A 24,433-nucleotide genomic window follows, 5' to 3' on the forward strand; every position below is an offset into this window, starting at 1 on the left:
AATTCAAAGAAAAGGATGTTGTAAAGCTTGAAAGAGATAATTTGTGCATATATTAGTGAATTAGCCATTAAGGCTATGTTATATGAAGTGTCTGCAACACCAAAGCCTGGCCTTGTAGACCGAAATAATGCTGGAGCCCATAAAGATATGGATTTCTTTACTTTTATGGCAAGTAGTGCGTCCTTAGGGCATACTTTTTTTCAATGTGCAATGGCAGGAATTAATTTTGACAATGAGGATTTTACTTTGTTGCTTGACATCTTACGGCCTATTGGGGTTGAGGGAGAAAAAAGAATGTTTGAAGCAACCAAGGGGGTAAATACTCATAAAGGATTAATTTTTTCTTTAGGGATTATTTCAGCAGCAGCAGGGACTTTGTATAGGAAGAATGGGGAAGTGAAGATAAACTCTGAGAATACTTGTCAGAGAGTGATGGAAATTTCAAAAGGAGTTTCTATCAGAGAACTCAATACACAAAATGTTAAGGAAAAATATACTTATGGCGAGAAATTATATAAAAGGTATGGGACAAAAGGAATTAGAGGGGAAGTAGAGTCCGGTTTCTTTACTGCTAGAAAGTATGGGTTACCGATATTGGAGAAACTTGATGCGGAGCAAAAAGGAAGCTTGAACGATCGGTTGATACAAGTGTTGCTGCATTTGATGACGGTGACAGAGGATAGTAATGTTCTTGGAAGACATGACATAGATACCCTCCATTATGTACAGCAGACAGCACGAGAAGTGCTGGCCCTTGGAGGAATATTTACTGTCGAAGGTAGAAAAAAGCTGTACGAGTTAGATGACGTATTTATTCATAGGAATATTAGCCCTGGCGGTTGCGCTGACTTACTTGCAGTGGTTATAATGTTATATTCTTTGGAAAAGCCTAAAAAATTTTAGGTTTTTTTCATATTTTTGGAAGGAATTTTAATGAATTAGACGAATATAAATAATTGTATACGGGATACCGTATCACATTTTATTATAAGGAGCTAATAAAAAATGGAGTTTGAACATTTTACAGAATATCGCATTAGCCTAAATAATAAAAAAGAAGTGGAGAACATAAAGGCTTTTCTAGCACTACATGGACTCCAGTTAGATAGTGACGTTGAATATACTGTAGGCGTTTTTGATGGTGAGCGACTGGTTGCCACGGGATCTATATGTGGAAAAGTATTGAAATGTATTGCTGTTGATAAGGAATATCAAGGCTTAGGAATCGCAAATAAACTTGTCTCCCATTTAATCCACGAAGAATATCAAAGGGGCAACACCCATTTATTTATTTTTACAAAGCCTGAGAACTATACGATGTTCTATGAACTTGGGTTCCATAAGATTGCAGAGGTACCCAATAGCGTAATGCTAATGGAAAATCATCCTGCTGGTATAAAAAATTTTATAGAGGAAATCAAGAAGCAAAATAAGTCTGGACAGAAAATTTCTGCGGTTATCATGAATTGCAATCCCTTTACATTAGGACACCTATACTTGATCGAAAAGGCAGCCAGGGAAAGCGATATTCTTCATATATTTGTTGTATGGGAGGAACGATCAAGTTTTCCTGCAGAGGTAAGGTATCGGCTGATTGAGGAGGGAACGAAGCATTTGTCCAATATAGTACTACATAAAGGAAAGGATTACATTATATCCTCCGCTACTTTTCCAACCTATTTTATCAAGGAATATCAGCGTGTAGTAGAAATCCATGCATCACTGGATCTAGAAATTTTTCGTTCATATATTGCACCAGCCCTAGGAATTACCAAACGATTTATTGGAGAAGAGCCCTATTGCCCTGTAACTCGTACCTACAATCGCATCATGAAAGAATACTTACCCCAAAAGGGCATTGAAGTTGTTGAAATTCCACGACTGCATAGGGGAGAAAATGCAATTAGTGCATCTCTGGTAAGAAGGTACATTCGAGAGGGAGACGTTGATAAAACGCAACGTTTCGTTCCTAAGACCACGTATGAATTCTTAACATCGGTTGAGGCAGAGCCAATTATTGAAATGATACAGCGGGACGATCATAGACATTAAAAAAAGGAGGTGGGTTTATGGAAATTGTGAAGGTTGGAATGGCTGGTACCATGGAGTCGAGTGATGCAATTGTTACAATCGAACCAAATACCGATTCGGGTATACAGATTTACTTACAAAGCTCTGTAGAAAAACAGTTTGGTAATCAAATTCGAAGTGTTATTACAGAAACCCTTCGTGCATTGGACGTAGATCACGGGATTGTACGTGTGAATGATAAAGGGGCATTGGATTGTGTGATAAGAGCAAGGGTACAGACCGCAGTACTTCGAGCTTCTGATGGAGGACAGTTTAATTGGAAGGAGGAAGACTAATGGGTAAGCTCAGAAGGACGATGATGTATGTGCCTGGGAATAATCCTGGGATGATCAAGGACGCCCATATTTTTGGATCAGATTCCATCATGTTTGATCTAGAAGATTCTGTATCAGTGAAGGAGAAAGATGCAGCCAGATTTTTAGTTTATAATGCACTAAAAACCATTGATTATGAAGGCGTAGAAACCGTTGTGAGAGTAAATGGTCTAGATACACCTTATGGGAAAGAAGATTTTGAAGCGATTGTGAGAGCCAAGCCTAATATTATACGATTGCCAAAGACTGAAAAGCCAGAAGATGTACTGGAAGCAGATAAGTTAATATCAAAGATTGAAGATGAAGCGGGAATCCCCAGTGGTACTGTGAAGTTGATGGCGGCGATAGAAAGTGCGCTGGGTATCATAAATTCTTATGAAATCGCAAAGGCTAGTCCGAGGCTAGTTGCCATTGCCATCGGTGCAGAAGACTTTGTTACAGATATGAAAACAACGCGATCCTTAGATGGGGTAGAGATATTGGTAGCAAGGAGTCAAGTACTGCTGGCAGCAAGGGCGGCAGGTATTTATGCCTTAGATACAGTATTTTCAGATGTTAATGATGAAGAAGGATTTATAAACGAGGTTAAACTGGCTAAACAGTTAGGGTTTGATGGGAAATCAGTTATCAATCCAAGGCAGATCGAACCTGTGCATCAAATATATACACCGACCCAGAATGAGATTGAAAAATCCATCCGGGTATTGGAAGCCATAGAAGAAGCAGAGCGAAAAGGATCAGGAGTAATCTCTCTTGACGGTAAAATGATCGATGGACCGATTGTAGACCGGGCAAGACGCGTAATTGATCTAGCCATTGTTACAGGTGTATATGTGGAAGAGGAGGGTGAAGGAATTGCTTAAGAATGCTTTAGGCAGAGAAATACCAGAAAAAATTGATGGTATAGGCGAGCTAAAGCTGTATCAGGGGCCTTTTGAGTATGAACCGAGCGGACGAAGGTTCGGCAGAAAGATATCAAAGGTTTTGCCTGGACAGAGTAAACTCCTGAATAGTTTAGAGAATGTTATAAATGAAATTGGAATGAAAGATGGAATGACCATCTCGTTTCATCATCATTTTCGAGATGGTGACTATATTGTAAATATGGTTATTGATATGCTTGCAAAGAGAGGAATCAAAGACTTACGATTGGCATCAAGCTCCTTGTCAAATATACACGAGCCACTGATAGAACACATCAAGAATGGCGTGATTACAAGGATAGAAACCAGTGGACTTCGAGGGCCGTTGGCAGATGAAATTTCTAATGGACTAATGGATATTCCAGTGATTATACGATCCCATGGAGGGAGAGCCCGGGCCATTGAAGCGGGAGAACTAGCCATTGATGTGGCATTTTTAGGGGTACCTTCCAGTGATGCCTATGGGAATGCAAATGGATATGAGGGAAAGTCAATTTGCGGATCGCTGGGCTATGCAAAGGTAGATGCCCAATTTGCGGATACCGTAGTACTCATAACCGATAATCTAGTTGATTATCCGAATGTTCCTGCCAGCATTCATCAAACAGACGTAGATTATGTGGTTCAAGTAGATGCTATAGGAAATCCAAAAGGGATTGTATCAGGAGCAACCCGTTATACAAGGAACCCCAGAGAATTGCTTATCGCCAAATATGGAGCTCAGGTTATCGAAACATCAGGTTATTTTATTGATGGATTCTCTATGCAAAGCGGATCTGGCGGGGCTTCCTTGGCAGTAGCAAGATTTTTAAAGGATAAGATGATTGAGAAAAATATTAAAGCCCAGTTTATTCTAGGTGGAATCACTGGGCAATATGTAGAAATGCTTAAAGAAAATCTTGTGGAAAAACTATATGATACCCAAAGTTTTGATCTGATTGCTGCCCGATCTATTGGGGAGAATGCAAGTCACTATGAAATCGACGCGTCTTTCTATGCCAATCCTCATAACAAAGGGTGTGCAGTAAATCAATTGGATATTGTAATTCTAAGTGCCCTAGAGGTGGATACCCAGTTTAATGTAAATGTTATCACTGGGTCAGATGGTGTTATAAGAGGGGCTTCAGGAGGTCACTGCGATACTGCAGCTGGGGCGAAGCTTACGATGGTGGTAGCGCCACTTATACGAGGAAGAATACCCACAATATTGGATCGTGTAAATACAGTAATTACCCCAGGAAATACTATAGATGTGCTTGTTACAGACCGTGGAATAGCTATAAACCCTTTAAGAAAGGATTTGTTGGATCGCTTCAAAAATACAAAGCTGCCTCTCTTTTCCATAGAAGAATTAAAGGAAAAAGCAGAGCAATTAACTGGAAAACCTGAGCCTATCGAATTTGGGGAAAAAATTGTGGGACTTGTTGAATATAGGGATGGCACCATTATTGATGTGATTCGACAAGTAAAGTAGAGAGGATAACGGCTATGAATGACTCAGATGATGTGTTGCAAATGATATTATCTGCTAGGGAATTACGGGCAAATAGACAAAAAGATTTTCTAGAAAGATTTGGACATTCGTTGGTGTGCTTTACGCTAAATATTCCTGGACCTGATAAAAATGCTGTGTTATATGAGCACATTCATCAAGAAGGACTAAGTCATTTCCTCCAGTTGCTGCAGGAAAAAAAAGTATCTGTTATTCACTGGGAAGTGGAACAGAGTATCCTTGGAATGGAAGGATATATCAGTGTAGATTTAGACAGTGCCCTTCTAAAGAGAATGACAATAGAGATTGAGGATAAGCATCCATTGGGGAGGATCTTTGATTTTGATGTGTTTGGGCCTGACAGTAGTGTATGGAATCGTACTTCCCTAGGCAAAGAAAGAAGAAAATGTTTATTATGTGAAGACACTGCGATTCTATGTGCTCGTAGTAGAAGACATTCATTAGAGAATTTGATGAACAAAATACACAATATGGGAAAAGCTTATTTCAACAGATAACATGAAAAAGGATGTTCGTTATACCTGCTCCTGATTGGCGGTGTTAAAAATTTGAATCGAGAAGGAATTTAGAAAATTTAGAAGAATATATATACAAGGATACGGGATACCAAAAACAGTAGGGGTGATAATATGGATCAATATTTTGGAGCAGTAAACATCGCAAACGTAAAACCCATTCGTGATATCGTTTATGAAAATTTGAGAAAAGCTATTATGGATGGCAAGCTTCAGCCTGGAGAAAGAATTGTAGAGAAGGATTATGCAGAAAAGATGAATATTAGCCGTACGCCTATCAGGGAGGCACTACGGAAATTAGAAATAGAAGGACTTGTACAATATATCCCAAGAAAAGGCGTAGTGGTAAATGGATTTAATCACGAGGATATTGTAGAAATCTATGCAATTCGAAAGGCCCTTGAAGGATTAGCAATGAAATATGTTATACAGAAGATTACAGAGGAAGAGATAGGCAAACTGAAAAAGCTCACGGATTGTATGGAATCTTCCAATGCAGCTGGAGATTATGAAAGTCTGTTTAATACTTGTAAGGAATTCAATGAAGTTATTCTTAGTGCGAGCAGAATGCCTAAGATTACAGGTTTAATCAATACAATGCAGGAATATCTAGAGCGATTTAGAAGAATCACCATGTCAAAACGTACTAGAAGAGAAAGTGCTATTCAAGAACACAAAGCAATTCTCCAAGCAATTATTGATAGGGATGCAGAGAGAGCGGAGCGATTGGTTTATGAACATTTAGACGCTTCTGAAAAAGTATTTTTTGAAGGTTTATAAGGTGCTAATTAAAACAATTAGCATTTTATGGAAAATACGGGATACCGTACACCGTATTTCAGGAAAAGGTTTTTCGGTTTTTGTTTAATACGGGATACCGTACACCGTATATGAAATGTTTTTCATGTCTTAGTTTGATTAAAGGATCTAAGACAATGATAATAAAAAAGAAAGTGGGAGGGAGTAAAATGAAAAAAACTAAGAAAGTATTGTTATTTGCTGTTTCAATGTTGGTAGTACTGTCATTGGTATTAACAGGGTGTGGGGCAAAGCCAAGCAGCACCGCAGGTGGAGAGCAGGCTCCAGACTATCCGAAAAAAGCCATGGAGTTCATAGCACCAGCCGGAGCAGGAGGTGGATGGGATTTAACGATTCGTACTGTTGCTAAGACATTACAGGATGCTAAGCTGGTTTCAGTACCAATGCCTGTTACAAATAAGCCAGGAGGCGGCGGTGGCGTAAACCTCGCCTACATGCAAGAAAAGAAAGGCAGCGATTCTTTGATTTCTGTTTATTCGCCACCAATTCTATTAATCAATTTAAATGGTTCTACGCCGCTTGGTTATAAGGATACAACACCATTGGCAAGATTAATCACAGATTATGGTGCATTTGCTGTAGCGAAGGACTCTAAATATCAATCTATTACTGAAGTTATGGAAGCTTTAAAAGCTGATCCAAAGAGCGTAAAGATCGGAGGAAACTCAGCGGCAGGAAGTATGGATCATGTTCAGTTCTTGATCATGGCAAAGGCAGCAGGTGTTGAGAAAATTAATGAGATCGATTATATTGCTTTCCAGGATGGTTCTGGAGCAGCGCAAGTAATGGGTGGACATATTGATTTGTTAACCACAGGAATGAGTGATGTAAGGGCTTTAGCAGAAAGTGGTGAAATGAGAGTTCTTGCATCTACAGCAGAGAAAAGAATCGGTACTGGTGTACTAGCCGAAATTCCTACATGTAAAGAGCAAGGTATCGATGAGACGTTTGAAAACTGGAGAGGTTTGTTTGGTGCCCCAGAAATGCCTGACTATGCAGTGAAATACTGGCAAGATACCCTTGCAAAAATGGTTGAAACACCTGAATGGCAAAAGGCGCGTGAAACAAATGGTTGGGACGATGCCTATATGAATAGTGATGAATTCGTAAAGTTCTTAGAAGAAACCAATGAACAGTACAAGACCATCCTCAGCGAAATTGGGATGTTAAAATAGTAGCTAATCATAGTAGATGGGTAGAGGCTATGGCCACAGCTTCTACCCATATCAATAGAAAAGTGAGGTGTGAATAAATGAATTTATCGGCTTTAACTGCTGTACTAACGCTAGTTATAGGTATAATCTATAGTATTCAATCTTACAACTTGCCGAGGGCAACAATTGGGAGCCCTATGGCACCTGTTTACTTTCCCTTGGGATTGGGCGTGCTGATGGCAATATTTGGGATCATTTTATTGACGCAGTCTGTTAAAAGAGGCGATTTCAAAGGTATGGACAACAAGGAAAAGGGTCTCACATATACTGGAAAACTAATTGCTTATACCTGCTTTGTAAGCATTATCTACGCATTGATCTTTGAAGAAGCGGGTTTTGTTATTTCAACAATTTTATTCCTAGGATCTATACTCTTTGTAGTAAATGGAAAGGATCAGTGGAAAACAAATACCATTGTAGCCGTCTCGTTCAGTTTAGGCATTTATATCGTTTTTTCAAAGATGCTTGGAATTATACTACCACCACTGCCATTCCTTTATATCTAATAAAATGAAAACCAGGAGGTGAAATGATGGAAATATTACAATATTTATTTGATGGATTTACTGTTGCCCTTGAACCTATGAATATTTTCTGGGTTACCTTGGGAGGTGCGTTGGGAACAATTATAGGAATGTTGCCAGGCTTGGGGCCTGCCACTGGTGTTGCCGTATTACTGCCTCTAACCTTTACCATGGGACCTACAGCTGCATTAATCACGATGTGCGGCGTATATTATGGTGCTATGTTTGGAGGATCAAGAAGTTCTATTTTGATCAACACCCCAGGAGATGGTGCAGCTATTGCAGCAACCTTTGATGGATATCCTATGACATTGAATGGTAGAGCAGAAGCAGCATTGGCTATGTCAGCCATTGCTTCATTCATTGGAGGAACGATTGCTACGATTATCATGGTTTTTGTAGCCCAGCCAGTAGCGAAATTTGCTTTAAAGTTTGGGCCTGCAGAGTATTTTCTTCTGATGGTTTTTGCCCTATCTGCTACTGCTTCTATGTCTAAGGGCAATGTGATTAAAGGGTTTATCTCTATGATTTTGGGACTTATGATTTCTACTGTAGGTATTGATGCCCAGTCTGGCGTTACGCGATTTACTTTTGGAATATTAGAGCTACAGGGTGGAATTGATTTTCTTGTAGTGATTATAGCGATGTATGCATTGGGTGAAGTATTTAGTACCTTCCAATCACTAAAGGAAGGTAAAAAGAAAATGCAAACAAAGTTTGGAAGGATATGGATTACAAAAGAAGATTGGAAAAGGTGTTTTTGGCCCATTATCCGAAGTACACCATTGGGCTTCTTCATAGGAGCTCTTCCAGGTGCTGGTGGAACTATGGCTTCACTTATGGCCTATAATAATGAAAAGCAGCTTGCTAAGAATCCAGATGATTTTGGAAAAGGAGAGATTATAGGCCTTGCAGCACCTGAGGCTGCTAATAATGCATCCTCTGTTGGTGCGCTGATTCCAATGCTTACATTGGGAATCCCTGGTTCAGGAACAACAGCAGTTATGATGGGTGCTTTGCTGATGTTGGGATTGCAACCGGGACCTTTGTTATTCCAACAGCATCCTGATGTGGCATGGGGACTGATTGCTAGTATGTTCATTGGAAATATCGTTCTAGCTGTTATCAATATTCCCATGGCTGGGGGACTGGTAAGGCTATTAGCGATTCCACCAAGAATCTTATATCCGATAGTATTGGGTTTAGCATTTGTTGGTTGTTATGCAATTAGTAATAGCGTGATTGATTTCTATCTTCTCGTGATATTTGGACTTGTAGGATACTTTATGCATCAGGCCAAAATTCCTACAGCACCCCTCATCTTGGCGGTAATTGTAGGAAATAGTATGGAGCAGTCTTTTAGACAGGCGTTAACTATTTCTAATGGTAGCTTTGCTATATTCTCGAAATCAACAGTTTCAATGGTACTTATTGTTCTAACCATTATTTCTATAGGATATCCTTTCCTAAAAGATATGAGAAAAAAGAAAGCTACAGAAAATGCGTAATACAGATGAACGTTGAAAACGTGAATTATGATAATTCACGTTTTTATTTTTGGAAAATATATATTGTAGATAGAGGAAAAAGGAACAAATTTGGGTTTGTACCGTCTAAATTATACGGATAAAGGAGGTCAATCTATGAAAAATAAATTATTAGCATATCTTCTTGTTTGTATGACGGCCGTAACCATGTTTTCCATTACAGGTTTTGCTGATCAGCAAGTAAAAATTGAATTGGACGGAGAAGTGGTTTCCTTTGATGTTCAGCCAATAATTGAAGAGGGAAGGATACTGGTACCTGTAAGAAGCATTTTTGAGAAGATGGGTGCAGAGGTCAGCTGGAATGAAGATGAAAAGAAAGCGATTATTAACGATAAGTATAAAACCATTGAAATGCTTATTGGAAAGGAAGAAGCATTGATCTACCGAAAATATGATTTCACGGGCATTCCTGAAAAGATAGCCCTAGACGTACCTGCTCAAATCATAAAGGATCGTACGTTGCTTCCTTTAAGATTCGTTGCTGAAGCTTTGGAAGCGGAGGTGAATTGGGATGAAGGCCGCTATACAGCTATAATTAAGACAAATAGCCCTGGGGCAATGCCTGATGCACAACCGAATACACCAGTGCTTTATGAAGTGGTTGATTTGAAAGTAGTCAATGAAAATAATGAATTAGCCCAATGGTATAAAGACAGGTATAAAAAAGAGGGGATTTACGCCTTGCAAATTGCTGATGAAATGTATGTACTCATCAGCGGTGGGGAAAGGCCTACAGGAGGACATGTGATCCATGTGGATGAAGTTAACATTCTAGGAAAGTCTAGGATTGCTTCTGTGAAAGCAACCCTTTATCGTCCTACACCAGATATGATGGTAACTCAAGCAATTACCTATCCTCATACAATGATCAAAATGTCAGCAGCGAACATTGCTGTGATTCGAGGAGAAGAGATTGAATATAAATAGCGTATAGAAGGATTAAAATAGGTTGTAGCTTAAGATTGAAAATTGAGATGTACGTCTAAACATGATATGATTGATATAGTATAGAAAATAAAGGGGGATAAAAATGGAAACAAGGTACGTGGTAATCATTCAATGTGATATTGCCCACAATCGCTGCAGTGGTTTTGCTTGCGCGGACTCTTTCTATAATCGTGTAGGAAAGTTTGAAAACTATGGAGCGGATGTGCAGTACATATCCTTTACCTGTGGCGGCTGCTGTGGAAAAAGTGTAACAGCCAAATTGGAGCATCTGTCCAATAAGCTTCGAAAGAAGACAGATATCAAAAAAGATGAGGTGACTATTCATTTAGCATCATGTGTAACCACAGATAATTATCATTATGACCGCTGCCCCCACATAGATTATATTGAAGGCATAGTTGAAAAAAGAGGTTTTCAAAATGTTGTAGAAGGTTCATATGTAAGCCAGAATGCTTCTAGGAAGCGAGAAATAGGAACTTATAAAAGCTATTAAATGATGATTGCCAAAATACAGACATATCATTCCTTAAAAGGAGTGACGGGTCTGTATTTTTTTGCAGTAAAAAATTACTAGATACGAGGTCAATATATGCATAGAGCGTAAAATAGAAAAGAATAATCTAAAAAGTTACAGAGGCAAAACAGTATGAACTGGAGAATTTATTCATAACTTAATTTTAATAAGAAAGGTTTCCTGATGATAGGAAAACGTTTTGTAAAAAAAGAGTAAAATTTTAGTAAATATTTACTAAATAATATGATTATTATTCCCATGCCAATGGATGAAAGAACCAATGGTGGATGAAAGTATATTTAGATTAATAGAATTTATATTCTGATTTGAAGTTTTTAGTTGGGATAAAGGCGTTTTCTGAAAATACAAAAGGTATTGACAAAGAACTAAAAATTTAGTAAATTTATACTAAGTGGAAACGCTTTCACAGAATCTATGTATGTTAAGCGGAAACGCTTTCATAAATAATCAAGAAAGATTAAAGGGGGAAATACGTGTGAAAAAGTTTTTAGTTTTAGTACTTGCATTGGCAATGGTGCTTTCTTTAGCAGCATGCGGTGCAAAGCCACCTGCAGAACCAGCTGCGCCGGCTGAAGAGCCAGCTGCAGAAACGCCAAAGATTGGTGTAACAATCTACAAGTTTGATGATAACTTTATGTCTTTCGTACGTCGTGCAATTGAAACTGGTGCTAAGGACAAAGCAGAATTGGTATTAAATGATTCTCAGAACAATCAAGCTACACAAAATGAGCAAGTGGATATGATGATTTCAAAAGGCGTTAAGTCTTTAGCAATCAACTTAGTAGACCCACAAGCTGCTCCTACAATCATTGAGAAGGCAAAAGCTGCTGGTCTTCCAGTAATCTTCTTCAACAAAGAGCCAGATGCAGCTGCATTAGCTAGCTATGACAAGGCTTGGTACGTAGGAACTACTTCTTCAGAGTCAGGGGTTATGCAAGGAAAAATCGTTGCTGATTCTTGGAAAGCAAATGCAAACTGGGACAAAAATGGCGATGGTAAAATCCAATATGTATTATTAAAAGGCGAGCCAGGACATCCAGATGCTGAAGCAAGAACAAAGTTTGTTATTGATGAAGTGAAAGCTGCTGGTATCGAAGTAGAAGAGTTAGAGCTTCAAACTGGTATGTGGGATAGCGTAAAAGGTAAAGAGTTAGTAGATGCTTGGTTAGCGAAGCATGGCGACAAGATTGAGTACGTAATTGCAAACAATGATGCAATGGCTCTAGGTGCAGTTTCATCATTACAAGCAAACGGATATTTTGCTGGAGATAAGTTTATGCCAGTTGTTGGTGTAGATGCGATTCCAGATGCATTAGAGCAAGTTAAAGCGGGTACAATGGTTGGAACAGTATTAAATGATGCGAAGAATCAAGGTGGCGCAACATTAGAATTAGCGTTAAATGCTGCAAATGGTAAAGATCCATTAGAGGGAACTCAGTGGAAACTTGATGACAAGAAAGCTGTTCGTGTACCATATGTTGGCATCACAAAAGATAATCTTGCAATCGCTGAAGAAGCATACAAGTAAGATTATTTAATCGATACAAATGTTTTGATTACTATGTTAAACAAGGATGCATGGGCATGCATCCTTGTTTTTCAGATAGATATTTAGAATGGGGTGTAACCTATGGATCACAATACACAATTGAAGAATAATGAGAATTATCTTTTAGAGATGATCAATATTTCTAAGGAATTCCCAGGCGTAAAAGCATTGGATGGTGTCCAACTGAAGGTGCGAACAGGAACGGTTCACGCTTTGATGGGTGAAAATGGTGCTGGGAAGTCGACGTTGATGAAATGCTTGTTTGGTATATACCATGAGGATAATGGTGAAATCTACCTAGAAGGGAAAAAAGTAAAATTTAATTCCGCAAAACAAGCTTTAGAAAATGGGGTTTCCATGGTACACCAAGAGTTAAACCAAGTACGTCAGCGTAACATTATGGACAATATTTGGCTTGGACGTTATCCTAAAAAAGGTATATTTATCGATGAACAAAAGATGTATGAATCAACGAAGAAAATCTTTGAAGAACTGGATATACGGCTGGACCCAAGGGAAAAATCCGGAAAGCTTACGGTTTCACAGATGCAAATGGTTGAGATTGCAAAGGCAGTATCTTATAATTCAAAAGTGATTGTTATGGATGAACCTACTTCTTCTTTGACCGAAAAAGAAGTAAATCACTTATTTAAGATTATTAATGCACTTAAGCAAAAAGGTGTAGGCATTATTTATATATCTCATAAAATGGAAGAGATCTTACAGATTTCCGATGATGTAACAGTTATGCGGGATGGCAAATGGATTGACACGAGACCAGCTGCAGAGTTAACAACGGATATGATTATTAGTTTGATGGTTGGCCGTGATTTAACAAATCGTTTCCCGCCTAAGGACAATGTGCCTGGAGAAACCATACTGAGAGTAGAAGATCTAACGGCAACTTATCAGCCTTCCATTCAGAATGTTGGTTTTGAATTACGGAAGGGAGAAATTTTAGGAATCGCAGGATTGGTTGGCTCCAAGAGAACGGACATTGTAGAGGCTCTGTTCGGAATCAGACAGGTGGCATCTGGAAAAATCTATGTCCATGGAAAAGAAGTTCAGAATAGAGCTCCGCAGCAGGCGATTAAAAATGGATTTGCCTTGATTACGGAGGAACGACGTTCCACAGGAATATTTGGAATTCTTGACATAAACTTTAACTCGATTATTGCTAATCTTGATGAATACTTTAATAAATTTGGATTAGTTGATGAAGATAAATGCAAAACAGATACCCAATGGGTAGTGGACAGTATGCGTGTGAAAACGCCATCTCAGAAAACATTGATCAGTTCGTTATCTGGTGGAAATCAGCAGAAGGTAATCATTGGTCGCTGGCTACTGACGGAGCCTGAAATCCTTATGATGGATGAGCCAACCAGAGGAATTGATGTTGGAGCAAAATATGAAATTTATCAATTAATGATTGATCTAGCAAAAAAGGATAAGGGCGTTCTGATGATATCCTCTGAAATGCCTGAGCTGCTTGGAATTACCGATAGAATTCTTGTGATGAGTAATGGACAGGTGGCTGGAATCGTAGAAACGAAGAATACAACCCAAGAAGAAATTTTACGCTTATCAGCTAAGTTCTTATAGGATGAGGAGTGATGAATATCATGAGTTCAGTGACAGAAAAATTAAGAAACATGACAAAAAAAGATGTAGCAGCATGGATGATGAATAATGCAATTTTTATCGTTCTAGTGGTTTTATTATTGGTAATTATTTCGATTTCTCCTGACTTTGTATCGATTAATAATTTCCGTAATATTTTGTCTCAGGCGTCTACAAGAATCATTATCGCATTGGGTGTTGGAGGCTTAATTATCACTCAAGGTACAGACCTGTCAGCGGGACGTATGGTGGGCTTGTCAGCGGTCATCAGTGCTTCCTTACTTCAGGCCCCAGGATATGCTTATAGAATGTATCCAAATCTAAATTTATTACCGATAAATCCAGATGAGCCTGCATTTCAAATTCTTTTGCCGATTTTGTTAGCAGCCTCTATAACGGCAATTTTTGGACTAATCAATGGATTTATCATTGCAAAACTAAATGTAACACCCTTTATTACTACATTGGGTACCATGATCATTATTTATGGTGTGAATTCAATTTACTTTGACCGTCCACCTTATGGGGCCCAACCTATCGGTGGATTGGACCCAAGATATATGAAGTTTGCCCAAGGCAGCATTTATATTGGAGATTTTGCCGTTCCATATCTAGTCATCTATGCTGCCATTGTGACAGTTTTGATATGGGTGCTGTGGAACAAAACACGTTTTGGAAAAAATATATATGCAGTTGGAGGTAACCCTGAGGCAGCGGTTGTATCAGGTGTAAGCTTAGTAAAGACCTTATTAATCGTGTATACCCTTGCTGGGTTCTTGTATGGTTTTGCTGGGTCCTTGGAGGCAGCCCGTGTAGGTAGTGCCACCAACAATACTGGAAACATGTACGAACTGGATGCCATTGCAGCCTGCGTAGTAGGTGGTGTTTCCTTTAGTGGGGGTATCGGTACAGTGGCGGGTGTAGTTACTGGGGTATTGATATTCCAGGTTATTAACTATGGATTGGCATTTATTGGCGTAAATCCATACCTTCAGTATATTATCAAAGGTTTAATCATTATCACGGCTGTGGCCATAGATACTCGTAAATATCTAAAGAAGAAATAGAAGGATTAGTATATACCGATAAAAGAATAGATAAATCTAAGTACAGGGGTGTCTATGATGAATTTAGAGATGTTGATACATGATTTTACCAATAGATTTGGAGGCGAAGAAGGGATCATGACATTCTTTGCCCCCGGTCGAGTAAATTTGATTGGGGAGCATACCGACTATAACGGAGGCCATGTTTTCCCATGTGCCCTCAGCTTTGGCACCTATGCGGTTGCCCGAAAGAGAAATGATACGAAGATTCGGTTGTTTTCCAAAAACTTTGAGGACTTTGGAACGATTGAAGTAGATATAAGCAGCTTAAGCTATAACGATGCCAATGACTGGGCAAACTATCCCATCGGCATGGTAAAAATTTTTAGGGATGCAGGGTATCAGGTTGAATCAGGGTTTGATGTGCTATATGATGGAAACATACCTAATGGTGCAGGATTATCCTCAAGTGCATCCATTGAATTGGTAACCAGCGTTCTTCTAAAATCATTATATAACCTGGATATCGACATGATAGAAATGGTGAAAATGAGTCAGAGGGCTGAGAATCAGTTTGTGGGTGTAAATTGTGGAATAATGGACCAATTTGCCAGCGGTATGGGAAAAAAAGATCATGCCATGTTGTTGGATACCAATACGCTGAAATATGCGTATGTACCTATAAAGACGAAAGGTATCACCATCGTCATAGCCAATACCAATAAGCGTCGCAGCTTGTCGGGTTCAAAGTATAATGAACGAAGAAGTGAATGTGAAAATGCTCTAAAGGCTTTGCAGCAAGAATTGGAGATTTCGTCCCTTGGAGACCTTACGGAGGAGCGTTTCGATGCCTATCAGCACTTGATTCAAAGTGGAATAGAGCAAAGACGTGCAAGACATGCCGTATATGAAAACCAAAGAACCCTTAAAGCTGTAAATGCACTGAATGCAGGAAATATACAATTGTTCGGTGAACTCATGAATGCGTCTCATATATCTCTTCGAGATGATTACGAGGTAACTGGTATAGAGCTTGATACGTTGGTAGAAGCAGCCTGGGAAAACGAGGCTATCGGATCAAGAATGACAGGTGCTGGCTTTGGCGGCTGTACGGTAAGCTTGGTGCATGAGGAGAAAGTGCATAAGTTTATTGAAAATGTAGGCAACATCTATGAGGAGAAAATAGGGTATAAAGCGGATTTTTATGTTGTTGCCATTGGTGATGGCGCGAGACAAATTTAGTTAAATGCAGCAAGAGGTAGTTTCCCTCCCATATATAAAACTACCCCTTGTTGTATTATATTTTTATCCTTAAAAATAAAGGAGGTTATTTTATGGCTGTTTTGGTATGCGGGGGTGCAGGCTATATTGGTTCTCACTGCGTGTATAAATTGATAGATCAGAATGAAGAAGTAGTTGTTATAGATAATTTACAGGCAGGGCATGGAGATGCCGTCCATGAGGCTGCCAAATTCTATCATGGCGATATTAAGGATAGTGGGTTTTTGGATAAGGTATTTAGTGAAAATAAAATTGATGCGGTCATTCATTTTGCTGCAAATTCTTTGGTAGGCGTAAGCGTAAAAGAACCCCTTACTTATTATCATAACAATGTTTATGGTTCTCAGGTTTTATTAGAAGCCATGTGTAGACATGGTATCAATAAGATGGTTTTCTCATCCACTGCAGCAGTTTATGGGGAACCTGAAAATGTACCTATTTTAGAATCCGATAAAACAGAACCAACCAACCCTTATGGGGAAACGAAGCTGGCGGTAGAGAAAATGATGAAATGGGCAGATCAAGCCCATGGCATAAAATATATTACCCTTCGATACTTCAACGTGGCAGGTGCCCATGAAAGTGCACGTATAGGGGAGGATCATAGCCCTGAAACCCATTTGCTGCCTTTGATCCTACAGGTACCACTAAATAGAAGAGAACATATCACCATATTTGGTGATGATTATGATACACCTGATGGTACTTGCATCAGAGACTATATTCACGTGATGGACTTGATAGATGCCCACATTTTGGCCCTGAAGAAATTACGTGCAGGTGCAGATAGTAATGTATACAATTTAGGAAATGGAGAAGGATTTTCTGTGAAACAGATGATTGATGCTGCAAGAGCAGTGACAGGACATCCAATACCAGCCATCGTTGCGGAGAGACGGGCAGGGGACCCATCAAAGCTCATTGCCTCTAGTAAGAAAGCCCAAGAGGAATTAGGGTGGAAGCTAAAATACAATGGGGTGGAGGAGATCATTGCTTCCGCATGGAAATGGCATACCAGCCACCCGCAAGGCTTTGAAAAGTAGGGGGTGGCATTTTGATAAATATTTATGAGGATATACAAAGACTTATTCAATATGGATTGGACAAAGGACTAATTTGCAGAGAAGATGAAATTTATGTCCGTAATAGAATACTGGAGATATTAAAGCTTGATGAATTTGAAGAAGCAGAAGTGGCCCAGGAAAGCTTAGCGCATCCTCAACAAATTTTGGATCGAATATTAGACTTTGCTTACGATAAGGGTATTCTTGAGGAGAACACCGTGACCTATCGAGATTTGTTAGATACAAAGATTATGGATTGCTTCATGCCTCGTCCCAGTGAGCTTCGCAGGAAATTTGAAGCTGATTATGGTATATCCCCTCAACGGGCCACAGAAAACTACTACAACCTTTCTATGGCATCCAATTATATTAGAACGGAAAGAACCATCAAAAATGTGAGTTGGAAAACACAAACAGATTTTGGTGAACTGGAAATTACCATCAACCTCTCTAAACCAGAGAAGGACCCGAAGGCAATAGCGGCAGCTAAAAATATGTCCTCGACATCTTATCCTAAATGCTTACTTTGCAAGGAGAATGAGGGATATGCCGGGCGTATAAATCATCCTGCGCGGCAGAATCATCGGATCATTCCAATACAGCTTGGAGAAGAAGATTGGTTCTTGCAGTTTTCTCCCTATGTGTATTATCATGAGCATGCCATCATCTTTAAAGATCGGCATGAGCCCATGAAAATCACCAAAGATACCTTTGCAAGGCTGCTGGCTTTTGTGGATCAGTTTCCCCACTATTTTATAGGATCGAATGCAGATTTACCCATTGTAGGAGGATCGATTCTATCCCATGATCATTTTCAAGGTGGAAATTATTCCTTTGCCATGGAGCGGGCACCAATTATAAAAACTATGGAGATAAAGGATTTTGAAGATGTAGAAGTGGGCATGGTGAAGTGGCCTTTGTCGGTCATCCGAATCCGCAGCAATCAAAGGGAACGGTTGGTAACGCTGGCAGCCATGATATTGGAAAAATGGAAGGTTTACAGCGATGATCGCGTAGAAATATTGTATTGTACCAAGGGTGAGTCCCATAATACTATTACACCCATTGCTCGATATAAAGATCAAAAGTTTGAGTTGGATTTGGTACTGCGAAACAATCGAACCAATGAGGAGCATCCCATGGGCATTTTTCATCCCCATAAAGATGTACATCACATCAAAAAGGAGAATATTGGCTTGATTGAGGTAATGGGTCTTGCGGTGCTTCCAGACCGACTCATCCATGAGTTAGATTTGCTGAAGGATTGCCTATTAGGATTGAAGGATATTGATGGATATGAAGAGCTGGAGAAGCATAAAGACTGGTTTAAATGTATGAAACAGCAGTATCGGGATATGACCGTAGATTATGATGAAATCCTAAAATTAGAGGTTGGAAAGATATTTGAGAGAATACTGATAGATGCTGGTGTGTTCAAGCAGGATCAAAAAGGGTTAGAAGCCTTCGAAGATTTTATGAAAACTTTAAGTAGGTGAGAAGTATGTATACTGTCAAAAAAGCTTTTGATATAGGAGATAAGGAAGCAACCCTTATTTTATTAAAAAATCAAAAAGGTATAGAATTACAATTGCTGAACTATGGGGCAGCAATTGTGGATATTTTGATTCCTGATCATGAAGGCTGCATAGAGAGTGTCGTATTATCCTATGAAAATATTGAAGACTATATAAAAAATCCTCCGTATTTCGGCGTGACGGTAGGGAGAACCTCTGGTCGAATAGCTGGAGCTTCGTTCCAGCTGGATGGAAAGGTATACAATCTGGGGAAAAATTTTGGACCAAATCATGGACACGGGGGACCTAATGGATTTAGCTTTCAATTGTGGGATTACCAGGTGGAAGAGGTGGGAAACCAAACTAAGGTAATCTTTACGTATCTAAGTAAGGATATGGAAGAAAACTATCCTGGTAATCTTCATACCAAAGTAACCTATACATTGACGGAAGAAAACGAAATCTTTATTGAATATGAGGGGAAAACAGATCGAAAAACACTGTGTAACTTGACGAACCACACATATTTTAATCTGTCAGGAAATTATAAGCGTAAGATTAACCAACAGTATTTGCGCATGGAAGCCGATGGTTTCCTTCCTTTGGATGCCAATCAAATACCTACGGGAGAGATTGCACATGTGGAGGGTACGCCTATGGACTTTCGAGTGTTAAAGTCTATTGGTAAGGATATAGGGGCTGATGATGAACAGATTATCATGGCAAAAGGCTATGATCATCCATGGATACTTCAGGGTTGTGGAAATCAGATAGAGATGCTAGATAAAGAGAGCGGAAGGAAGATGACGGTTACCACGACATACCCTTGTGTCGTAGTATATACCTACAACTATCCCAATGATGAGAAGCTAAAGCATGGTAAACTAGGACGTGCCCATGACGGCATTTGTTTCGAAACACAATATGAACCTGACGGCATTCACCATGGTCACTTTCATTCAGCCATACTGGATGCGGGAGAGACGTATTACGAAAGAACAACGCTTAAATTTTCAATAGTCTAGGAGGCATATAACGTGTATTTAGGTGTGGATTACTACCCAGAGCATTGGGATATAAATATGATGGATGAGGATATGCAGCGAATGACAGCCATGGGGGCTAATATCATTCGGATTGGTGAGTTTGCTTGGCATATGATGGAGAAAGAGGAAGGAAGCTATGACTTTTCGTTCTTTGATCATGTTATTGAAAAAGCCAAGGGATATGGATTAAAGGTGATGTTTGGAACGCCCACAGCTACTTTTCCTGCTTGGCTGGCGAAGAAGCATCCTTCGATTCTCTCGAGGGATGAATATGGGCATACCAGAGTTTTTGGTGGAAGAAGACAATACTGCTATAATTCAAAGGTGTATCGAGAATATACAATGAAAATTGTAAGACAATTGGTAAGCCATTATAAGAATGAGGAAGCCATTGTGGCTTGGCAAATCGACAACGAATTTGGTCACGAAGGCAGTGATCAGTGCTATTGTGATCAATGCCACCACGGTTTTCAACGATTTTTAGAGGCGAAGTATCAAGATATTGATCAACTTAATGAAGTCTATGGGACTATTTTCTGGGGTCAAACCTACAATGGATTTGAAGAAATTCCTATGCCCCAGCCTACGATTACCACCCATAATCCCACTTTACAATTAGACTGGGCAAGATTTCGATCATTTTCCATTAATGATTATGGAAAACTGCAGATTGATTTGGTAAGGTCATTAAAGGGCACAGATCAGGAGATTACCCACAACTTTTATGGAGGATTTTTTGAAAAGGCCTACGATCAGAATATTATGTCAGAACATCTAGATTTTGTTTCCTATGACAACTATCCTGTGTGGGGTGGGCTAAAAGAGCCTTTAAAACCAGGACATATCGCCATGACCCATGACTATGTACGTGGATTAAAGAACAGAAACTATTGGATCGTAGAGGAACTGATGGGTGCCCAAGGCCATAACGTCATTGGATACCTGCCGAGGCCTAACCAAGCCAAAATGTGGGCTTATCAGGCTATGGCCCATGGATGTGAAAATATGCTTTTCTTTCGATGGCGGGGAATGACCCGTGGGGCTGAACAGTTTTGTCTAGGGATTATTGATCAGGATAACGAGGATGGACGGAAGTATCAAGAGGTAAAATCCTTTATGAAGGATGTCGTGAATCATGGGACTGTGATCAAAAGTGAGATTCAATCGGATATAGCTGTATTGTATGATTATGATAATATTTGGTCTTGGTACAATCAACAACAATCCAGTGCCTTTAACTTTACGGATGAGCTTGTTAGGTTGTATATGCCATTCTATACCCTCAATACCCATATGGATGTAATCAGTATTAGAAAAGATTTTTCTAAGTATAAGGTGATTTTGATACCTGTAATGCAAATTATCGATGAGGATTTGAGTCTGCGATTAGAGACATTTGTACAAAATGGGGGAACCATCATCTTTAGCTTTAGGTCAGGGATTAAGGATCGAAACAATAATATTCATTTTGGACAAGTATTTCCCTGTAAAATTCGACAGATGGCAGGCATTCGTGTGAAAGAAGGAGAATCGTTACAGTTGGATCAAATGGTTGAAATTGTGGGAGAAGGAAGATATGATGGAAACAAAGGCAACTGTATGGTGTGGAGAGATTTAATCATTCCTGAAACAGCGAAAGTACTTTATCGATATAATGATCAGTTTTACAAGGAAAATGCTTGTATTACAGAGAATCAGTATGGAAGAGGAAGTGTATATTACGTCGGCGGCGGTGTCAATGAAGAGGTGTTAGAAGAAATAGCCAAGGAGATTGTTCAGGCTAGAAGCATTCCTTGGATTGATTCACCCAAGGGCTTGGAAGTATACAAAAGGGATTTAAATGGAGCAGAATGGTTATTTATTAATAATCATACTGACAGGGAAATTATGTACGAAGGCATGCAAATTGAGGCTTATGGAAGCAAGATTGTTAAGGGTCAAATTATGTAAAGACTGATTGTGGAAGGAAGATTGTATGGCTACGATTAAAGATATTGCGAAATTAGCCGGAGTATCACCCGCAACGGTATCTCGTGTCCTCAATAATGACACGGCTCTATCCGTTACTGATGAAACACGGAGAAGGGTTTTTGAGGCCGCAGAGGATTTAGAATATAAAACGTTAAAACAACGCAATCGGGCCACAGAAAAAAACATAAAGGTCGGTGTCATTCACTGGTATTCGGAAAAGGAAGAATTGGGAGATCCATATTATGTTTCTATTACCAATGCCATTGAAAAGGAGTGTTTAACGAAGAAGATACAAGCGGTTACAATCTTTAAGAACGATGATACCTATACCACCAACAAATTGAACAATCTAGACGGTGTGATTGCCATAGGAAAGTTCAGTAAAGGAGATATCGAGGAATTTTCTATGTATTCCCAGAACATTGTTTTTGTGGATTCATCGCCAAATGAAAAGAAATATGATTCTATCGTTATTGATTTCAAGAATGCCATGGTAGAGGTATTTGAATATCTAATGGGTCTCGGCCATCGTAGGATTGGATTCATTGGGGGAAGAGAATACGTTGGTAAACATCGGGAACCCATAGAGGATGAGCGATTGGTAATGTATAATAGATTTATGAAGGAACATGCCTTGTATGAACCTGAGAATATTTATATCGGAAGGTTTACACCTGAAGATGGTCATGATCTGATGAAAAAGGCAGTAGAGAAAGGAAATCTTCCTAGTGCGTTTTTTATAGCCAGCGATTCCATGGCGATAGGTGCCCTTCAGGCTTTGTATGAATCCAATCTAAGGGTGCCTAAAGATATAAGTATTATTAGCTTTAACGATATCCCTACGGCGAAATTTCTTGTGCCACCTCTAAGTACAGTGAAAATTTATACCCAGCTCATGGGCACTACTGCAGTAGGTTTGCTCTTGGAGAGAATCCTTGAGGGCAGGGATATTGCGAAAAAAGTTATTCTGCCTACAGAACTCATTATCAGAGACAGCTGTAAATAAAGCCATGTAGTATTGACAACGATGTCAATGCTACATGGCTTTTCATTAGACAATAGCTTTTAATAGATCTTTACAGCCAGGAGAAAACAGTACCTAACAATAAAGATGCAATGATAAGCCATGCCAGTACTTTGGCAATGGTGTTTGTATTTCGTCTTATTTTTTCTGTTAGAAACATCCATAGCCCTCCTTCAAGATAAATTCTTTTAATTCTATTCTATAGCGGATTGAACGATTAGACAATAACCAATAACAATTTGTTGTGCTGTATAAAAAATTTGGAAGAGGACTTAGCGAATAAATATTAGTATAACAAAAAAGATAAGAAGAAAGAAAATGAAAAAACCCTGAAATATCAGGGTTTTTCTTGTAGTTATATGTTCAAATATATAATGATCAATATTATATTATTCTACTATAATTTAACTACATTCGCAGCTTGAAGGCCTCTGTCACCTTTAACTACTTCTAACTCAACCTTTGCACCTTCTTCAAGGCTCTTGAATCCGCCACCTTGAATTGCTGAGAAATGTACAAATACATCTTCTCCACCGTCAACTGTAATGAATCCAAAACCTTTTTCGCTGTTAAACCATTTTACTACGCCTGTTTTCATTAAACAAACCTCCAAAAAAATATATTGTTGCATCTGCAATCTCCTTATTCTACCATGTAATTCTAATATTGTCAATGCTATGAAAATGAATTGTTAGCGAAAAACTTATATTTTATTGAATATCCACCAAAGAAAACGTCTAAGATATTCCTATGTCAGAAAGCTTTTACGAGAAAATGAAGTTCAAATTCGATGAATCCCTTGGAAAAGGCTGTCATCAAATTTGCGAAGACCAGATGATTGGGAGAGGATAAAGCATGGAAGCGACAAAGGAAGTGCTTAGAGAAATTGAAACCATGAGATATGAGATGTACGCACTTATCGACGCAGATGATCAGATGAAGAATCCTCAAATTCTTTGGGCAAGCCAAAAAGTAGATGCATTACTGTTAAGATACCATGAACTTATCCATAAGAGAGAATAGGGTAGAATTTTTTTCAAAGGCCAATCATATTTACGTCAGCATCCATTTAAATAGGAAGATTTGATTTGAATCATAGGATACCTCAATAATCTTTGATAGGATGAAAATGAATAAAACATTATTGAGGAGGATGAAAAGATGAAGGGATTTGTTGATAAGGAAGCTTGCATTGGCTGTGGTATGTGTACAGCCATCTGTCCTAAGGTTTTTATCATGGATCAGGATGGATTGGCCAAGGCAAAGGACATAGATATACCAGAGGAGGACATGGAAGCAGCAAAAGATGCTGAACTACAATGTCCTGTAGAAGCGATCAAGGTAGAGTAGATGATTGCTCTATAAAATAGTT

General features: G+C 39.0%; 24 protein-coding genes. 23 read left to right on the forward strand and 1 reads right to left on the reverse strand.

The genetic code is table 11. The features are described from left to right. The first annotated feature begins 27 nt into the window (after positions 1-27). The 21 genes from citG (at position 28) to K0R93_RS01605 (ending at position 23,043) form a co-directional block, all read left to right on the forward strand. Positions 28-903 (forward strand): triphosphoribosyl-dephospho-CoA synthase CitG, encoded by an 876-nt coding sequence (gene citG, locus K0R93_RS01505; protein ID WP_300296532.1) that lies wholly within the window; start codon positions 28-30, stop codon positions 901-903. 102 nt (positions 904-1,005) lie between these two features. Then, a complete protein-coding gene (gene citC / locus K0R93_RS01510; RefSeq protein WP_300296535.1) occupies positions 1,006-2,052 on the forward strand; it encodes a [citrate (pro-3S)-lyase] ligase in 1,047 nt (348 codons plus the stop codon). 17 nt (positions 2,053-2,069) lie between these two features. Further along, complete coding sequence (gene citD / locus K0R93_RS01515; protein ID WP_300296538.1) at positions 2,070-2,366, forward strand: citrate lyase acyl carrier protein; 297 nt, start codon at positions 2,070-2,072, stop codon at positions 2,364-2,366. Then, a complete protein-coding gene (citE, locus tag K0R93_RS01520) occupies positions 2,366-3,268 on the forward strand; it encodes a citrate (pro-3S)-lyase subunit beta (RefSeq protein ID WP_300296541.1) in 903 nt (300 codons plus the stop codon). The genes citD and citE overlap by 1 nt, the downstream gene beginning before the upstream one ends. Next, positions 3,261-4,802 (forward strand): citrate lyase subunit alpha, encoded by a 1,542-nt coding sequence (citF, locus tag K0R93_RS01525; protein WP_300296544.1) that lies wholly within the window; start codon positions 3,261-3,263, stop codon positions 4,800-4,802. The genes citE and citF overlap by 8 nt, the downstream gene beginning before the upstream one ends. A 14-nt stretch (positions 4,803-4,816) precedes the next feature. Next, positions 4,817-5,338: a citrate lyase holo-[acyl-carrier protein] synthase gene (gene citX / locus K0R93_RS01530; RefSeq protein WP_300296547.1), complete on the forward strand. Its 522-nt coding sequence runs from the start codon at positions 4,817-4,819 to the stop codon at positions 5,336-5,338. 132 nt (positions 5,339-5,470) lie between these two features. Next, the gene (locus K0R93_RS01535; protein ID WP_300296550.1) at positions 5,471-6,136 is read left to right on the forward strand and encodes a GntR family transcriptional regulator; all 666 of its coding nucleotides are present in this window, start codon (positions 5,471-5,473) and stop codon (positions 6,134-6,136) included. Positions 6,137-6,324: 188 nt separating this feature from the next. Continuing rightward, a complete protein-coding gene (locus K0R93_RS01540; protein ID WP_300296552.1) occupies positions 6,325-7,350 on the forward strand; it encodes a Bug family tripartite tricarboxylate transporter substrate binding protein in 1,026 nt (341 codons plus the stop codon). A gap of 77 nt (positions 7,351-7,427) precedes the next feature. Beyond that, positions 7,428-7,895 (forward strand): tripartite tricarboxylate transporter TctB family protein, encoded by a 468-nt coding sequence (locus K0R93_RS01545; protein WP_300296555.1) that lies wholly within the window; start codon positions 7,428-7,430, stop codon positions 7,893-7,895. A gap of 26 nt (positions 7,896-7,921) precedes the next feature. Further along, on the forward strand, positions 7,922-9,421 hold the full coding sequence (locus tag K0R93_RS01550) for a tripartite tricarboxylate transporter permease (RefSeq protein ID WP_300296558.1): 1,500 nt from the start codon (positions 7,922-7,924) through the stop codon (positions 9,419-9,421). Between the two features lie 135 nt (positions 9,422-9,556). Next, the gene (locus K0R93_RS01555; RefSeq protein ID WP_300296560.1) at positions 9,557-10,387 is read left to right on the forward strand and encodes a stalk domain-containing protein; all 831 of its coding nucleotides are present in this window, start codon (positions 9,557-9,559) and stop codon (positions 10,385-10,387) included. 103 nt (positions 10,388-10,490) lie between these two features. After that, the gene (locus K0R93_RS01560) at positions 10,491-10,901 is read left to right on the forward strand and encodes a CGGC domain-containing protein (RefSeq protein ID WP_300296563.1); all 411 of its coding nucleotides are present in this window, start codon (positions 10,491-10,493) and stop codon (positions 10,899-10,901) included. A gap of 460 nt (positions 10,902-11,361) precedes the next feature. Further along, positions 11,362-12,471 carry a galactose/glucose ABC transporter substrate-binding protein MglB gene (gene mglB, locus K0R93_RS01565; protein ID WP_300296566.1) on the forward strand — a complete coding sequence of 370 codons (1,110 nt, stop codon included), beginning with the start codon at positions 11,362-11,364 and terminating at the stop codon, positions 12,469-12,471. A 102-nt stretch (positions 12,472-12,573) separates the two neighbouring features. After that, complete coding sequence (gene mglA, locus K0R93_RS01570; RefSeq protein WP_300296569.1) at positions 12,574-14,097, forward strand: galactose/methyl galactoside ABC transporter ATP-binding protein MglA; 1,524 nt, start codon at positions 12,574-12,576, stop codon at positions 14,095-14,097. Between the two features lie 11 nt (positions 14,098-14,108). Further along, the gene (gene mglC, locus K0R93_RS01575; protein ID WP_330684964.1) at positions 14,109-15,182 is read left to right on the forward strand and encodes a galactose/methyl galactoside ABC transporter permease MglC; all 1,074 of its coding nucleotides are present in this window, start codon (positions 14,109-14,111) and stop codon (positions 15,180-15,182) included. A gap of 57 nt (positions 15,183-15,239) precedes the next feature. Continuing rightward, entirely contained in the window at positions 15,240-16,403 is a 1,164-nt protein-coding gene (locus K0R93_RS01580) for a galactokinase (RefSeq protein WP_330684965.1), read from the forward strand. A 92-nt stretch (positions 16,404-16,495) separates the two neighbouring features. Beyond that, the gene (gene galE / locus K0R93_RS01585; RefSeq protein ID WP_300296576.1) at positions 16,496-17,485 is read left to right on the forward strand and encodes a UDP-glucose 4-epimerase GalE; all 990 of its coding nucleotides are present in this window, start codon (positions 16,496-16,498) and stop codon (positions 17,483-17,485) included. An 11-nt stretch (positions 17,486-17,496) separates the two neighbouring features. Next, positions 17,497-19,002 carry a UDP-glucose--hexose-1-phosphate uridylyltransferase gene (galT, locus tag K0R93_RS01590; RefSeq protein ID WP_300296578.1) on the forward strand — a complete coding sequence of 502 codons (1,506 nt, stop codon included), beginning with the start codon at positions 17,497-17,499 and terminating at the stop codon, positions 19,000-19,002. A 5-nt stretch (positions 19,003-19,007) separates the two neighbouring features. Next, positions 19,008-20,045, forward strand: a complete 1,038-nt coding sequence (locus K0R93_RS01595) for an aldose epimerase family protein (RefSeq protein WP_300296581.1) — start codon at positions 19,008-19,010, stop codon at positions 20,043-20,045. 12 nt (positions 20,046-20,057) lie between these two features. Next, entirely contained in the window at positions 20,058-22,016 is a 1,959-nt protein-coding gene (locus tag K0R93_RS01600) for a beta-galactosidase (protein ID WP_300296583.1), read from the forward strand. Between the two features lie 25 nt (positions 22,017-22,041). Continuing rightward, entirely contained in the window at positions 22,042-23,043 is a 1,002-nt protein-coding gene (locus K0R93_RS01605) for a LacI family DNA-binding transcriptional regulator (protein ID WP_300296586.1), read from the forward strand. 415 nt (positions 23,044-23,458) lie between these two features. Here K0R93_RS01605 and K0R93_RS01610 read toward each other — a convergent pair whose 3' ends face one another. Next, positions 23,459-23,659, reverse strand: coding sequence for a cold-shock protein (locus K0R93_RS01610; protein WP_300296589.1), 201 nt, complete (start codon positions 23,657-23,659; stop codon positions 23,459-23,461). A gap of 257 nt (positions 23,660-23,916) precedes the next feature. Between K0R93_RS01610 and K0R93_RS01615 the strand changes: the two genes are divergently transcribed. Continuing rightward, a complete protein-coding gene (locus tag K0R93_RS01615) occupies positions 23,917-24,084 on the forward strand; it encodes an aspartyl-phosphate phosphatase Spo0E family protein (RefSeq protein WP_300296593.1) in 168 nt (55 codons plus the stop codon). A gap of 138 nt (positions 24,085-24,222) precedes the next feature. After that, a complete protein-coding gene (locus K0R93_RS01620; protein WP_300296596.1) occupies positions 24,223-24,411 on the forward strand; it encodes a ferredoxin in 189 nt (62 codons plus the stop codon). Positions 24,412-24,433: the final 22 nt, after the last annotated feature.

The organism is Anaerosolibacter sp. (genome assembly GCF_029240175.1).
Lineage (GTDB): Bacteria > Bacillota > Clostridia > Peptostreptococcales > Thermotaleaceae > Anaerosolibacter.

What these genes read in the sequence shown, in the direction of transcription:
- K0R93_RS01555 (WP_300296560.1), top strand. Translation starts at nt 9,557, where the DNA reads ATGAAAAATAAATTATTAGCATATCTTCTTGTTTGTATGACGGCCGTA.
- mglB (WP_300296566.1), top strand. Translation starts at nt 11,362, where the DNA reads ATGTTAAGCGGAAACGCTTTCATAAATAATCAAGAAAGATTAAAGGGG.
- K0R93_RS01605 (WP_300296586.1), top strand. Translation starts at nt 22,042, where the DNA reads ATGGCTACGATTAAAGATATTGCGAAATTAGCCGGAGTATCACCCGCA.
- citE (WP_300296541.1), top strand. Translation starts at nt 2,366, where the DNA reads ATGGGTAAGCTCAGAAGGACGATGATGTATGTGCCTGGGAATAATCCT.
- K0R93_RS01535 (WP_300296550.1), top strand. Translation starts at nt 5,471, where the DNA reads ATGGATCAATATTTTGGAGCAGTAAACATCGCAAACGTAAAACCCATT.
- K0R93_RS01620 (WP_300296596.1), top strand. Translation starts at nt 24,223, where the DNA reads ATGAAGGGATTTGTTGATAAGGAAGCTTGCATTGGCTGTGGTATGTGT.
- mglA (WP_300296569.1), top strand. Translation starts at nt 12,574, where the DNA reads ATGGATCACAATACACAATTGAAGAATAATGAGAATTATCTTTTAGAG.
- K0R93_RS01615 (WP_300296593.1), top strand. Translation starts at nt 23,917, where the DNA reads ATGGAAGCGACAAAGGAAGTGCTTAGAGAAATTGAAACCATGAGATAT.
- citC (WP_300296535.1), top strand. Translation starts at nt 1,006, where the DNA reads ATGGAGTTTGAACATTTTACAGAATATCGCATTAGCCTAAATAATAAA.
- citD (WP_300296538.1), top strand. Translation starts at nt 2,070, where the DNA reads ATGGAAATTGTGAAGGTTGGAATGGCTGGTACCATGGAGTCGAGTGAT.
- K0R93_RS01550 (WP_300296558.1), top strand. Translation starts at nt 7,922, where the DNA reads ATGGAAATATTACAATATTTATTTGATGGATTTACTGTTGCCCTTGAA.
- galE (WP_300296576.1), top strand. Translation starts at nt 16,496, where the DNA reads ATGGCTGTTTTGGTATGCGGGGGTGCAGGCTATATTGGTTCTCACTGC.
- mglC (WP_330684964.1), top strand. Translation starts at nt 14,109, where the DNA reads ATGAATATCATGAGTTCAGTGACAGAAAAATTAAGAAACATGACAAAA.
- K0R93_RS01560 (WP_300296563.1), top strand. Translation starts at nt 10,491, where the DNA reads ATGGAAACAAGGTACGTGGTAATCATTCAATGTGATATTGCCCACAAT.
- K0R93_RS01610 (WP_300296589.1), bottom strand. Translation starts at nt 23,659, where the DNA reads ATGAAAACAGGCGTAGTAAAATGGTTTAACAGCGAAAAAGGTTTTGGA.
- K0R93_RS01580 (WP_330684965.1), top strand. Translation starts at nt 15,240, where the DNA reads ATGAATTTAGAGATGTTGATACATGATTTTACCAATAGATTTGGAGGC.
- K0R93_RS01540 (WP_300296552.1), top strand. Translation starts at nt 6,325, where the DNA reads ATGAAAAAAACTAAGAAAGTATTGTTATTTGCTGTTTCAATGTTGGTA.
- K0R93_RS01595 (WP_300296581.1), top strand. Translation starts at nt 19,008, where the DNA reads ATGTATACTGTCAAAAAAGCTTTTGATATAGGAGATAAGGAAGCAACC.
- K0R93_RS01545 (WP_300296555.1), top strand. Translation starts at nt 7,428, where the DNA reads ATGAATTTATCGGCTTTAACTGCTGTACTAACGCTAGTTATAGGTATA.
- citX (WP_300296547.1), top strand. Translation starts at nt 4,817, where the DNA reads ATGAATGACTCAGATGATGTGTTGCAAATGATATTATCTGCTAGGGAA.